The following is a 14,313-nucleotide window of genomic DNA, read 5'->3' as shown; positions in this document are numbered from 1 at the left end:
ACCTTATATACGAAGGCTCCACTTTCCTACGCTAGTACGAACTAGATCAGGTTCAAAGGGTCCAAGATACGCTCTTGTCTCAGCCATAGTGGCTCCCCTAGTGGACTTCTATTCTTTTGACTATTACTGTACATTCGTTCATATGCTATGTCAAACATAGTGTACAAAATATTAAATTTCCTCTAGTTAGGTGTTTTGGGCTTAGTGAGGGTGATGAATTACACTTTCCACTGCTTTGACCTTGGCATATTTCGGTTTCCACATTGCATCTTGTATAGCTTGTTCCACATCTGAAATGTGCGCCTGCGCTACCTGATCCTGAATCGCGGCTTTTGCAACCGCAATCGCAACAGCGTACGAAACTTCGCGTAATTTTCGGATATGAGGGAGTAGCGCACCGCCAGGCGTATTCGAATCTACACCATTGGCAACAGCAACTGCTGCCGCTGTAAACATCGCAGGGGTAATCCTTTTGGCTTTAACCACAATCGCACCCAGACCCAGTCCCGGAAAAACAAAGGCATTGTTCGCCTGTCCAATCTCAAAATTTGTATCGTTATAGGTAACGGGCTCAAAAGGACTTCCGGTTGCGATCAGTGCTCTGCCATCTGTCCACCGGATCAAATCCTCGGGTACTGCTTCTGCAAGGTTTGTAGGATTGGACATGGGCATAATGATCGGGCGTTCTACATGCTTCGCCATCTCCTTGATGATTTCTTCAGAAAAGGCACCTGCTACACCGGAAGTTCCAATCAATATCGTAGGCTTCACCTGACGGATGACCTCCAGTAGCGGTATTTTGCCGTCACCCGACCGGGTCCATGAGCTGACTTCATCCTTTTTGCGCACATACGGTTTCTGATACTCCAATACGTCTTCCATATCTTCCGTTAACAGCCCGCGATAATCAAAGGCCCAAAAGGACTTGAATGAATCATCTACGGAAAGGCCATCCTCGATCATAGCGCCCCGAATTTGATCAGCGTTACCGATCCCTGCAGCCCCTGGGCCGAAAACAAGTATTTTTTGTTCACGCAGCGGAGTCTTGGTGACACCCACCGCCGAAAGAATCGCAGCCAGGGTCACTGCTCCTGTACCTTGTATATCATCGTTGAAGGTGAGTATGCTTTGACCGTATTTTCCTATAATATGGCGCGCATTAACGCTGCCCACATCTTCCCAATGTAAAAGCGCCTTCGGGAATTGCGCTAACGTTTTGCTGATAAAAGTATCAATAAACTGGTTATAGGCTTCTCCGCGAACTCGTTTATGGCGGTTTCCGATGTACAGTGGATCATTCAGCAGCTTTTCATTATTCGTGCCTACATCCAGTACAATTGGCAGCACCCGCCCAGGATGAATGCCTGCCGCAGCCGTATATACTGCAAGCTTGCCAATAGCAATGTTAATCCCCCCGACGCCCCAGTCACCAATCCCCAAAATACTTTCGGAATCTGTTACGACGATCAGATCCACATCCTCGCCGCTTAATCCAGAGTTATAGAATGCTTGTCCAATACCATTCGGGTTATCTATTGACAAATATACGCCTCCAGGGCGGTTGTACTCGTGACTATATTCTTGAATCGCGGTTCCTACGGTCGGCGTGTAGACTACGGGCAGCATTTCACTCAAATGATCGGTTAGCAGCCGGTAGTAGAGTACGACATTTCGGTTGTGAAGGTCGTTGAGAGAAGCATTTTTACGCAGCATGGTGGGTTGTGCGAGAAACTGCTGATATGCCCGTACGCTCTGTTTCTCCAATGAAAGGACGGTTGGAGGAAGGATTCCTTCCAAACCCAGATCTTTGCGTTCTTCTTCTGTGAAAGCGACACCTTTGTTCAAAAGAGGATTTGCCAACACATCCTTTCCCCGTAATGGAGTAGATAATGACCCATCGCGATTGACATAAAATGCTTCCATAGAAAGACCTTCCTTCTCTTCATTTTCATAACGAAAGGATTTCACAAAATTCGATTCCAGTCGCTCCGAAGTGCAAAATATAGACGAACTAAACCATTTCGATCTATATCTTGTTCATTGAAAGTCGCTTATCGGATTTTTGCAAAATCCTCAAGATGACATGTTGTCCATAGTATGGACGTGCGAATCTGTTTTATTCTTCTATTTATCTATGACAAAATAACCATATATATTTCCTTCTGTTGATCTAAAAGAACTAATTTTCGATATAGATGCGCTAACTAATTCTGATGGTTTTGGTTCTAATGAATCAGGTCTAAATACTCTATTTTTATCAAATATGAAAATCAGTTTTTCTTCTCTTATATCCTTATATATCATGGAGTGTCAGCTATTTTGTTAAGGAAATATGAAGTATTTGGACATTAATTTAACTCCTATAAGCAAACATTCTTAATTCTTTTTCAACAAAATAGAACTATTCGGAGGAAAAGGAGAGGTTTGTGTGCAGGGACCTATAGCCATTTTTAGCGATAACGACAGGGCTATTGATTATCCCAATGTGATTTGTTTTTACCAATATATACAGTGCGAGGACACGGAGGCAGCTTCAGTCTACGAGAACGCATGTTGTTGCCTGATTGATTATAGGGAGCCGGGGCAGGCGGTGCGGAAAGCCAATCAGATCCGTAGCCAATTTCCGCAAATGCCATTGTTACTGGTGACGGATGTAACAATTCCGTTCAGTGATCAGCATATGGTGCAAATCACCGGAGTAGGCCGTTTGCGGCTGCTATTTTGGCAAGCCAATGACACCGAAGAAATGCTTTCGGAAATACAAAGCTTGCTCTATCCCGAGTATTCGACCAAAAGCCAACATATTGCATTTATCTTGTCTGTATATAACGAAGAGCAACGTTTTGTTCATGTCAAAACCTTTGCTGAACGACTGCAAGCCTTTATCCGCAGCCATATTATTGAAGGTTCGATTTATCTCATTGATGATGGCAGTCACGATGGTACCAATGCCTTGATTAAAGCGCTGGAGGCAGCAACGGACTTGTCCGTAAACAGGATTAATCAGAATCTTAGCCCGCTGCTTCAAACAAGGGAATTGGGACGCAATACACGTAAGGCAGGGACGTATCTGGAAGGGATGCGGACCATAGGTGCGGATTACTACGTATTTGTGGATGCGGACGACTCCTTTTTTATTGAGGATATTGCCAGAATGATTAATGTTGTTCAGCAGGGCTATTATGATGTCGTGATCGGAACCAAGGATATGACCGCCGAGAATCGATCTTTATTGCGATCTGTTGTCAGCTTTGGTAAGCGGGTCATTTCCCGTCCTTTTTTACCAACAGGTGTGGTAGATTCGCAGACTGGGCTTAAAGTGATGAGTTCGGTTGCAGTGAAACGGATGTTTCCGCATTTAAAGGAACAGCTCGGACTGGCGCTGGATCTAGAAATGATGTTTATTGCCAAGCGACTCCAGCTTCGTGTGCTGCAATTACCCGTCAAATGTATTGACCGCGATGGATCGCACATTCATGTCTGGAAGGATTCTATTCGTTTTTTACGCTCCATCATTGATATTTGGCGACTGGATCGGCGGGTGAGATAATAACGTGAACAACCGATTGCGATCGTTGATGTTCCCTCTCTTTAATGTGCTGCTTAACGGATTTAATTTTTTCTTCCACATTGCAGCGAGCTGGTATCTTACCGGACAAGCTTATGGCCAGGCGAATGCGCTGCTGGCACTTTTTGCACTTTTATCCGTTTTGGGTTTATCCATCCAGCTATTAACCGCCAAACTGGTCTCTAAGGGAGACCAAAAGCTTGCGCTACGAAGCTTACCGCTCGGTTCTTTATTACTCAAAGCACCTCTGGTGCTAACCGTGCTTGCCATGATCATTTTACTCATCTTTCATCCGTTACTGCGTTCGCTATTAGGCGTCGAATCCGGCCCGCTGTTCATGCTGTATGGCTTGATCGGACTGCATATTCTTGTAAGTTCGTGCCGCGGAGATTTACAGGGCAGGGAACGCATGTTGGCGCTCAATGTGAACTATTACATTGAGGTATTAGGGAAGCTGAGCCTGTTTTTTGTTCTGGCTGCACTGGGGTTAAAGCTGGAAGCCCTACTGTTAGCAAGCTGTGGAGGAATGTTGCTGTCGCTGCTCCACGGCTGGATCGTTTCGGCTCGTGGCTTGTCCTTATTCACATACAGTGGAGAACATATCCCTTCTGGGTTATGGAAATCATTGGGTCAGGATTTCACCGATAGCCTTATGACGAATTTATTCATTTTGTTTTGTATCTCCATCGACATGTTGTATGTACAGCATTACTTTCCTGAGCAGGCCAGCAGCTATGCCATTGCGCTGAAGTACAGCCAGTTGGTCTATTACGTTTCGTATAGCCTAATTGCTGCTTTTATTCCAAAGATCGGTGCGCAGGGGCATGACCGCCAAGCTTTGGGCAAGTTGATTGCCGTCTATGCCGGTTTAATGGCTATAGCTGCAATCTGTGTATATGTGGGCACGACCTTTGTGTTCCCTTCCTCTATTCCCATATTATTCGGAGTCTCTTACCAATCGGCCGAGGCCTATATTCCATGGGGAGGATGGGTGTACTGGCTATTTTCCATCGTGCTGTTTTTTGTGCATGTGCACGTATTGGTGGGCAGACGCAAATTTATGTTCAGTCTGATGGCAGGAGCCGCGGCTTTATTAGTAGCCTTTCATATTGCCCACACAGATCCGGTAGATTTTTTGCTATCTGAGTTCATAGTTTACGGGGCTATGGCTCTCTACTTTGTGATAGACGCCTATGTGCATTTGTTCAAAATAAAGATAAAGGGGGATTTACCCCATGAATACCATACATGAACAGGACGGTAAAACCGTAGTTCTATTGCTTTCCTGGCGTGACATTCGTTCACCTAAAAGCGGGGGAGCAGAAATTTTTACCCATGAAATGCTTAAACGCTCACAGCAAGGACGTTTCCAGTTCATTCATTTTTCACCCCAATTTGAGGGGATGCCTGAGCATGAAATTATTGACGGTATTACGTATATTCGAAAAGGGAACATATACAGTGTTATTTATTATGCGATGCGCTATTACCGTCGTCATCGAGGGAAGATCGATTATGTGATTAACCAGGCAAATACGCATCAATTCTTTACCCGATTTTGGGTGGAGGCATCCAAACGGATTTTTTTCATACATCAGCTAACAAGGGAAATATGGTTTGAGAACGCCAAATTCCCGCTAAATGTTATTGGGTTTCATATGGAGCCCTTGATGCTTAAGCTGGCTCGTAAGGATCGGACGCTTACGGTATCTCCGTCTACCCGATATGATCTGCTTAAGCTGGGCTTTCACCCGGATCGTGTTCATCTTTTACCGGAAGGCATTGAGTTTGATCATTGGCCGCGCGAACAATTTTTAACGAAGGAGCCTAATCCGACCTTCATGTATGCTGGGCGCTTCGTCAAATATAAAGGTATTGATCTGGTCGTTGAGGCCTTTGGGCAGCTCAAGGAAAAGTTCCCTCAGGCTATGTTATGGATTGCCGGAAAAACCGATAAAACCTATGTGGCAGAACAATTAGTGCCGATTATGAAACAGTATGGTTTGACATACGGAGAACCGGATGAACAGGGGCAATCGCAAGCCGATATTACCTTTTACGGATTTGTTTCAGCAGAGCATAAGCTGGAGCTGATGAGTCGTGCCCACGCGCTCGTATTTCCTTCCTTACGTGAAGGCTGGGGTTTGACGATTACCGAAGCGGCAGCCGTTGGAACCCCTAGCATTGTCAGCAATTCACCGGGTCTGGTGGATGCAACGGATTTTGGGAAGAGCGGGTATCTATGCTTTCACGGCGACATCCGAGGATTATCTGAACAAATGGAAAGAGCAGCAAAGGGCGGCGAAGATTACATGGCCATCCGTGAGCGGGCGTATCAATATGCGTTAAGATTCCATTTTGATCATACGGCTGCTGCGTTTGAGCAGTTGATGGAAGATTGGGTAGAGGAGGCGGAACAGAGTGGACAAAGTGGTCATTCTCTTCTCCACGTACAACAATGAACGGACGATAGAGCCTTGTTTGCGAAGCTGTATGGGGCAAAATTACAAGGATCTGCATATTGTAATTGCTGATGATGGCTCCAATGACCGGACCGTTGAGACGATTCGTATGCTGTCGGCAGGGAGTTCAGTACCCGTAACGGTATTGGAGCTTCCCCATGGGGAGCGGGGAGTCGCTAGGGTCAGGGCAGTTGAGGAAGCGAAACGCTTGGGTGCCGAATACATATTTGTATTGGATTCCGATATGATTTTAGCCGAACATCTGATTCAGCAGAGCATTGACTTTTTTGACGATCATCAGGATATTGGCGCCTTGGTCGTTCCGGAAGAGGCGTATTCGGAAGCAAATAATTTTTTTTCCAAAGTGAAAGTTTTTGAGCGAAATGTGATTAACAATGCGGGTGAGACCTTGGGAAAACGCTCCATTGAAGCGGCACGCTTCTGGCGAATGAGCGCTTACGAATCGACGGGCGGGTTTAATGCGGAGCAAATTGCTTTTGAAGAAATACAGCCGACCTTGCGTTATATAGAGTCTGGCGGAGTCATTCGCCGGGCGGTATTTACACGGGTATACCATGATGAAAAACAGGTGTATCTGCACGATGTATTACGTAAAAAAGCCTACTACTTTTCGGTGATGGATCGTACGATGTCATCTGAAGAGGGCGGATTGCGAAAAGCGCTGGAACGTTGGTACTTCTTCCGTCCGGTGCTGTATACATGGGGGAATTTGAAAAACTATATCCGTCACCCCTTGCTGACGATGGGGATGTTGTGGATGTATGTATGCCTGACTGTGATTGGGGTAGCCGCCGTGTTAAAGGGCGGCACCCGTCACTCAGGCGATCTCGCTAAGGCGGATAAGGCGTAACGATGAATGGCCGAGGGTCAGTGTATCCAGCGTGTATAAGTCGGGATCGGAAGATTCCGACTCCTCATACGGTATATATAATGAATGCGTGGTTAACTGAATACCTTCCCCGTCAGGATGACGTAGTGAGCAGCCGACAGGATACAGCTCAGCGAGTGCAATGTGTACAGCGGTTACGATATCTTGTTCATTCAGCAGCACATAGGGTCGGTACGGTGCATTCAAAATGCTGTCTATAAAAACTGACAGGTTGGAAGCTACGTTCTGGTCTGCATGTAGGCTGTTTCGGTTGAGTTTGGCCTGATCAAGCGCCTCATACAGTATTTTTTTTAGCGTATCATCATCCAGCTCCAGCGGTTTCGTCAAAAAACGGAACACACCGACTTGGTTAATCGCCGATAAAATGGACTGCGTATGCAGGTGACCAGACAAAATAATTCGTACGATATGTGGATAATCCTTCTTAATCATGCGAAGGAAGGTAATCCCATCCAGACCAGGCATGAGCAGATCGGAAACTACCACATCAATCGGGTGCTGTTCCAGCACTTGTAAGGCTTCTTTGGGCGTGTGAGCGGTATGTAAGGTGAATGCTTCTTGCGTCAAGGTCCGTTCAAGCAGGGACAGAACCATAGGGCTGTCGTCAACAAATAGAATGTTTTGGGGTGTCATAAGAACTGCGCAACTCCAATCAGGAAGTAAGAAATGAGGAACTACATGTATAATATCAGCGTTTTGGCATTTTTGAAAGATGTCAATACAGAACGGGCGTTGCGTCTTTTTTGTGAACGATTTGATTCGGCTGAACATGCCCTCTGGGAAAAAGGTATGCGTCTCCTTCATCAGTATCATGCTGCACGGCATACAGGAGTGACCCTGGCTGTCTCCAGCGCACTTCAGCATATGGACGATCGTCATGATATTTACGTTGTTGATCTGCGAGAATACGGCGAGGAAGAGCTGGATCGCTTATATATCGCAAAAACATGCGAGTTGATCCTACTGACGGACGGGGCAACGGAAACCGCTGCGAGGTTTGCTGCACTCCAGCGCCGCACTCCCCGGTTGCTGTGCGCACGGCTACCGCTGGTCAGCTACGAGCTGGAATGCCTGATGCAGGCTATTTTGAGCCGTCTTGAACAGAATGGAGGGGACAGGGAAGCATGAAGCAATGGGCTTTGTTGAAACCAGGTTGGCAAAAGCTGATCCTGTACCTGATCGTTCTGGGTGTGACATTGTTCTTGGCCGCTGTGCTTCAATGGTTTGTTGTGCGGCAATTCAGTGGTCACTTGGCGGAGATTCAGAACGAGCAGCTCCAGTATGAGGTACAGGAACTTTCCAGCAGCATAACCGAGCGTTATGCCGCATGGCAGACTGAACTGAAGGAGCTGTCGTCCAGTCTGGGCAGAGATATGCTAAATCAGGGAACACGCCAGTATCCTGAAGGGTTTAAGCGTGAAAGCGGCGGGGCCTTTTATGTGCTGGATGAGCAGTATCATGTGATGGTCGGGCGAGACAATCGTGAGATGAAAAGTGCGGTCCAGCAGATTAAATGGCTGCAAAATGGTTGTGCAGTAAGCTCTTTTGTGACAGAGGATCATCAGCCTGCCCAGTATATAGCATGCAGGATTCAAGGAGCGCAGATGGGCGGTTTTATGGTGCGCACGGTTGACGCTGATATGCTCAGCGGGATTATTAAAAGTAAACCGGTTAACCAGCATGAGACTTTATTTTATAACGGTCAATTTAAGGTCGTAGCTTCCCGAAGTACTCCGGATATTAACCGAACGGACATCACGGGCGTAACCCGTAGGCTGCTGGAGGGCAATACAGGTGTCATTGAAGATGACGGTGAGAAACACGGAATAGGATTCAGCCGCATTGGGGAAGAGGCCCTTTACATATCGATTAAGGATGTCAGCGAGGATACAGCACAGCGAATCAGCTCCTTTCGCAAACAATTGTGGATGGTCATGGTTCTGATATTGTTCATTCTGTGGGCCATGCTCGTACAGTTCCGCAAAAGGATTGTAAAGGATGCCATCGTGAACAATCAGGTGCGTGACCAACGGCGCGATGAAGATATGCGACAGCAGCAGGACACATATTATTTGCCGTTAATGCAGACGATTGAGCAGCAGCTACAAGAGCTGCAAGAGCAGACTAGCCGTCTCACAGGCGGTGATGATTTGAAGCTGCTGGGATTTTATCATGATCTAGCAAACCGTTTTGAAGCGGCTTCCAGTCAGGGAAAAGGAGCCTCTCATGAGGAACTGGAGTATTTTCGCGAGTTGAATGAAAATTTCATCCAGGGTCGTCTCAGACAGGAATCCTCACTGGGAGAGTTACTGACGGGAGTCCGTAGCTTGCGCGATGAGCTGGAAGAGAAGATGCATGATAATAGTGGAATTAGCTTTACAGATATGAATGAAGTATTGTCTGAGTCGCTGAAATGGGCGAACCGTTCATTGAACATGAAGAACATTCAAGTGATCTTGCGGCAAGAGCCTGTTCCATCGATTGCAGCACAAGCACCCATGCTGTACAAAACGATTCAGGGGCTGCTGGAAAATGCAGTTCAGGCCATGGGCCAAGGTGAAGAGCAGCCTGAGAATCAGGAAAAGGGCCGAACAGGTCTGCGGTCCAAGCGGCAATCTCAAGTGCTTAAGGTTAGTTCACGGCTGGAAGAAGGAGAAATTATTATTAACATTGAAGACACGGGCGGCGGGATTGATGATAAAATGCGTTGGAGCTATTTCCAGCCAGACTATTCCCAAAACTCCCAGGAGCATGCGTTCAGCCTGTATCATATGGATGCATACCTGAAGACCATAGGCGGTCGTTTAAAGCTGCGTAATACCGATCAGGGCTTGCAGGCAATCGTTCGTTTGAGGAGATAGGCCCAAGATAACCGACAGATATACGAGAAGTTCAAGAGAGGGGGACAAGCATGAAAAAATGGATATTTCGCTACCGCTACGATATGGCGGCAATGATGTTGATGCTGATTGCGATTGTTGCATATCTTGCACCCATCTATGGACCAGGGCAAATTGTGTTTAGCGACATTGCTTTTGGAGCCACCTCTCATCGGTATCTGGAGGAAATAACCGGAGTATGGAACGAGCGATGGTCTACCTCGACCTTGTTCAATGCTCCACGTATCCTGTACATCTTGCCCTTCTATGGACTGTCACTCTTATTTGACGAAAGCGGCCCGGTCTTGCTCAAGTCGTTTATTACAGGCTTGTTATTTGTTTCGGCATTTTCGATGTATGCCTTTGCCAAGCGTCTGGTTAGCGTGTATTATTCACCAAGCTTTACGAAGACCCGTATTTTTGCCATCATGGTCGGCTCGTTGTTTTATGCGCTGAATCCGTGGGTTATTTTCCGCATTCAGCATATTTATTTGCTCTGTGGATATAGTTTGTTTCCGTTAATGCTGCGATTCTTTTTCAGTGCGGTGGACCCCAAGTTTCAAATTCAACAAATTAAAAACTATCATCCCCACAAGTTGTATCAGCGAAACTGGATCGACCTGTTCCTGTTGGCTGCGGTATTCACCGTTAGTGCTGCAGCAATTCATTATTTTTTCTTCGGCATGATTTATTTGGGATTGTTCACCATGTTGCTATTAATCAAGTTGACCTGGACCCACCGTAAGGCCGGTCGCACCTATTTGCAGCCGTTATACGGCAATTTTTTGCGTAAAGGGATCATTTTTGGCGTGTTTTTCGGTCTGCTCAGTTTTTATTGGTTGTCTCTATATGTCGGTAGCATGTTGATGGACGCTCAAGCGTCTCAGCATAATATCAACGTCGTGGATACGTTGTCTTTGTTCAGCCGTAACAGCAGCTTAGATAATGTGGGTTATTTACTGAGCTATTGGTGGCCCATGTTTTCCTTGTCCTCACTGCCTGGCATGTTTTATGTAGGAGGGGGATTTTTGTTGCTATTGATTGGGTATGCGATGGTGACACGTTCACATAAAAATCCGATCATTCTGATCTTCTCGCTACTTACGTTGCTGTTTCTGGTTGCAGCTACCGGGACGACGTTCCCATCCATTGCCAAGTGGTTTGTCATTTTGGTTACGAAAACCCCTGTGATTGGTTCGGTTTTCCGTGATCCTAACAAATTTATTGGACTGATTGCCCTTAATTTCGGGGTGTTGCTGACCTTCGGTGTTATTCAATTTATGGAATGGTTCGGATCATCCCCGTTGCAGCGTGTATATAAAAAGCTGGCGGTAGTTATTGTCGTTTTATGCCTGGGGATATATTTTGCTCCCTTGCGTACTCAGTTCATTGAGGGGTACTACAAGCCGGTACAAGTGCCGGAGGCTTATAGTCAAATGGCTGAAAAGCTGACTGACCCGGATCGTTTCGATAGCAAGGCATTATACTTTCCGATTGCTGACAATATGATTCAGAGCTATAACGGAGTAGCCACGCCCAAATGGAATAAAGGGAAGACCGCAAACGAAAAGGCAACCGGAGATTTTCAGGTATACTCTTCTCCTAAAAATACGATCTTTCATCATGAGGGGAATGATCCCGGCATTACATACTATATGAATTTTCTGCAGTATGTCATGGACAATGGATTAAGCTCCCGATTAGGCTGGCTGTTCTCTACCTTTGGGGTCAATCAGTTGGTCTACCATGATGAATATGTGGGGCAGGAGAAGCGGCAGGATTTCCACCTGTCTCAGCTGGAAGGTCAGACCGGGCTGAAACGTACGTACCAGAACGGGCTATTTTCCATATTCAATCTCGATCAGACACCGCCCTATATGAACATCCTTGCGAGTAAAATTGTAACACCTTACGGTTTTAGCCGATTGGAGAGCTACAGTCATCTGCCTGGTTTTGATTTTAGCCGCTTTGGGGTGCTGTTCAGTGCGTTAAAGCCTGAGCTAAAAACCATCCAGACGATTAACAAAGGGGATTATGTGGAAGCGGCGTCCTTTAATGACTTGTTGTTGTCACAGCTTCCAGCCGAGGATTACTTACGCCCTTTTGATGCCATTGAGGATGGTAATGCCTTTTTAAAATGGTCCAAAACCTTTGCCTCGACTAACGATTGGTTATGGTATTTATCCTCCCAAAATATACGGAACTTTCCGTTCGATATGGAAATGGATGCAGGGATTGCGGTCACCTTTGCCAGTAAGAAGCTGGATGTGGCCCCGTATCAGATGAGCAGTATCGAAGGGAAGACGGTCGTGGACTTTGATTCCATGTTGCGGACCGAAACCTTCTTCAAGCCGGATAATCCGCAGTTGTTCAGTGTGCAGGCTAATCCCCGTGAGGAATTGAATGATGTGCCAACTCTGCACGGCGAAATTATGAAGGGAGACCCGAGTAATATATGGCAGGTCGCTAGATCGGGTTTGCTGGAAGCCAAGGAAAATAATCCGTATCAGTTCCAAATTACTGTTTCCGGTCGCGGAACGAACAAAATGCATGTGAAAATGAGATTTTACGATAAGCAAATGCGTGAACTGGGGGTTAGCTATGTCGTGGCGCCTTCGGAGGGATATAATTTTGACAGTGTGAAATTTTACGGGGAATACGTGTCGCCGCCCGGTAGCTATTGGATGCGAATGGATTTGTTAACCCTACAGCGTCCACAGCAAAAAAATTACTGGTGGATTCATGATATCCAGCTGCGTGATTTGGGGCAATATAGCAAGCCTAATACGTTTACGATGCACAAAAAACTGGATCAACCTCAAACCTCGCATGTATATGCTAGAGTGTTTATGAATAAGGCAGGCGGAAAATTACAAGTCACACTGCCGGACAAAGTGGTTAGTATCAAGACTCAGGATGATGGTTTAAACCAATTTCAATGGGTGGATCTGGGAGAACATGTTTTTCCAAAAGGAGATACTCCAGTCACGGTTAATAACCTGCAAGGCTTTAATGCGATCAATCAATTTGCGATTGTCCCTGTGGATCAGCTAGATCAGCTATCTTTTCCAGTGGAGCAGGCATTGAAGCGGGGCAAGCTTTTTTTCACCTTGGAGGCAGAGAGCGATTTTAACGCACAAGGGAATGTACAGACGGAACGTGCTTTACCAAGACTTAGTATGGGGCGGGGGATCAGCTATCAGAAGGGGACGTTAAGCAGGGATGTGGAAGTCGCCAAAACGGGAACCTATGCCACAGCTATTTTGGCTAATCTACCTGCAGGATACCATGGGTCATTAACGATGGAGTGGGTGAATGAAGAGACGGGAAGGGTGCTGACCAGAACGATTCGTACGGAGGAGTCGTATAAGCGGCTACCCGCGACCTCTTTATCCGAAAAGCAGGTTATTGAAACGGTGCCCGATCAGGATGGTTTTGCCAAGAAAATCATACAAATTCCCGGTCTGCTGAATGACTACGGCCGAGTCGAATTTAAAAATCTGTTCCTAACCAAGGGGAAGTATCGCTTAACCCTTGTGCTGGATAGTCAGGTGCCGTCATTGAGCCGTTTTGGAGATATTCATCGAATGGCTGCGCAGGAAGTGACGGTGATGCCGGGGGAGGATACGAAGGAATCATTGAGCACGACGGATGTCGGATGTGTGGCGGATATTCGACCTGGGCAGACGAATCTGTCAATCAAGGACGAAGGACTCTCTATCCGTTACGCACCTAGCTATTCCTGTGACTGGAATATTTATGCGTCCAAGAAAATGAAGGCAGAGCCGCTGCAAGAGTATGCCGTTCAGTTGGATGCGCGATCAGAACAAATTGGAAGTCGGCATATGAAGGTCATTTTTTTGAATAAAGCGTCCCAGGTTCTCCAAACCTCCTATATTGATGAGGTGGAGGAGAGAGATAAGGAACAATGGAATCATTATGATCAAATTGTGAAGGCTCCGGCAGGAACTGCCTTGATGCAGTTTCAGATTTTGGCGCATGCGCACAAGAAGCAGTCAGGCTTATTTCAAATGAAGCAATATTCCATCATCCCTTATCAAGCCATGATTACAGTGGATCAGTTTACGTTGTTTGAGGGATCGGATATGGATACCTTTTTTATGGCTCCACATGCATCGGAGAGCATTCAGGCAACTCGTGAAAATTCCATGGAACGCAGTTTTACGCTATATAATCCAACGCATGAACAGGTGCTGATCCGGGAGACCGAATCACCCAATCCACTGTGGGAGTTCAGGCTAGGTAGCGAAAATCAGCGAGCCCGTCTGTCTGTCAATGGAGTGACTACCGGATTCATTACCAATGGTAACGGGAACGGGAAAGTCGTCGTTATTCTGGCTTCCGCCTACCGTTTCGGCTGGGTACTGTTCCTCATAGGGATACTGGGTGGAGCAGCTTGTTTTCTTCCTTATCGGCGATGGAAGAAGCGAAATCTTCCATAAAAAGCAAGCTGCTCAGTGGGGAAATGGGTAG

Annotated in this window: 9 protein-coding genes and 1 riboswitch; of the genes, 7 read left to right on the top strand and 2 right to left on the bottom strand. The window is 46.4% G+C overall.

The annotated features are described in order from the left end of the window. Nucleotides 1-6: 6 nt before the first annotated feature. A riboswitch (TPP riboswitch) is annotated at nt 7-109 on the bottom strand. A gap of 92 nt (nt 110-201) precedes the next feature. Beyond that, nucleotides 202-1,923: an NAD-dependent malic enzyme gene (locus MKX30_RS08530; RefSeq protein WP_341062720.1), complete on the bottom strand. Its 1,722-nt coding sequence runs from the start codon at nt 1,921-1,923 to the stop codon at nt 202-204. 505 nt (nt 1,924-2,428) lie between these two features. Here MKX30_RS08530 and MKX30_RS08525 point away from each other — a divergent pair. The 4 genes from MKX30_RS08525 to MKX30_RS08510 are packed head-to-tail and all read left to right on the top strand — an operon-like array spanning nt 2,429 to nt 6,901. Then, the gene (locus MKX30_RS08525) at nt 2,429-3,550 is read left to right on the top strand and encodes a glycosyltransferase (protein ID WP_028541542.1); all 1,122 of its coding nucleotides are present in this window, start codon (nt 2,429-2,431) and stop codon (nt 3,548-3,550) included. A 4-nt stretch (nt 3,551-3,554) separates the two neighbouring features. Next, nucleotides 3,555-4,820: a transporter gene (locus MKX30_RS08520; protein ID WP_341062719.1), complete on the top strand. Its 1,266-nt coding sequence runs from the start codon at nt 3,555-3,557 to the stop codon at nt 4,818-4,820. After that, entirely contained in the window at nt 4,804-6,030 is a 1,227-nt protein-coding gene (locus MKX30_RS08515; RefSeq protein ID WP_023990011.1) for a glycosyltransferase family 4 protein, read from the top strand. The genes MKX30_RS08520 and MKX30_RS08515 overlap by 17 nt, the downstream gene beginning before the upstream one ends. Further along, nucleotides 5,990-6,901 carry a glycosyltransferase family 2 protein gene (locus MKX30_RS08510; protein ID WP_023990010.1) on the top strand — a complete coding sequence of 304 codons (912 nt, stop codon included), beginning with the start codon at nt 5,990-5,992 and terminating at the stop codon, nt 6,899-6,901. The genes MKX30_RS08515 and MKX30_RS08510 overlap by 41 nt, the downstream gene beginning before the upstream one ends. Here the strand turns inward: MKX30_RS08510 and MKX30_RS08505 are convergent. After that, entirely contained in the window at nt 6,869-7,573 is a 705-nt protein-coding gene (locus MKX30_RS08505) for a response regulator (RefSeq protein ID WP_023990009.1), read from the bottom strand. The genes MKX30_RS08510 and MKX30_RS08505 overlap by 33 nt on opposite strands. Before the next feature lie 45 nt (nt 7,574-7,618). Here MKX30_RS08505 and MKX30_RS08500 point away from each other — a divergent pair, with 45 nt between their 5' ends. Genes MKX30_RS08500 through MKX30_RS08490 form a run of 3 tightly spaced genes read left to right on the top strand, consistent with a single transcriptional unit; the run spans nt 7,619 to nt 14,282 of the window. Next, nucleotides 7,619-8,068, top strand: a complete 450-nt coding sequence (locus tag MKX30_RS08500) for a hypothetical protein (protein WP_023990008.1) — start codon at nt 7,619-7,621, stop codon at nt 8,066-8,068. Further along, nucleotides 8,065-9,801 carry an ATP-binding protein gene (locus tag MKX30_RS08495; protein ID WP_068941713.1) on the top strand — a complete coding sequence of 579 codons (1,737 nt, stop codon included), beginning with the start codon at nt 8,065-8,067 and terminating at the stop codon, nt 9,799-9,801. Before MKX30_RS08500 ends, MKX30_RS08495 begins: the two co-directional genes overlap by 4 nt. 50 nt (nt 9,802-9,851) lie before the next feature. Then, nucleotides 9,852-14,282, top strand: a complete 4,431-nt coding sequence (locus MKX30_RS08490; RefSeq protein ID WP_338532763.1) for a hypothetical protein — start codon at nt 9,852-9,854, stop codon at nt 14,280-14,282. The last annotated feature ends 31 nt before the right edge of the window (nt 14,283-14,313 follow it).

This window comes from Paenibacillus sp. FSL P2-0173 (genome assembly GCF_038008045.1).
GTDB lineage: Bacteria > Bacillota > Bacilli > Paenibacillales > Paenibacillaceae > Paenibacillus > Paenibacillus polymyxa_B.
The sequence above is the reverse complement of the archived record's forward strand: the minus strand, read 5'-3'. Positions and strand labels throughout refer to the sequence as shown.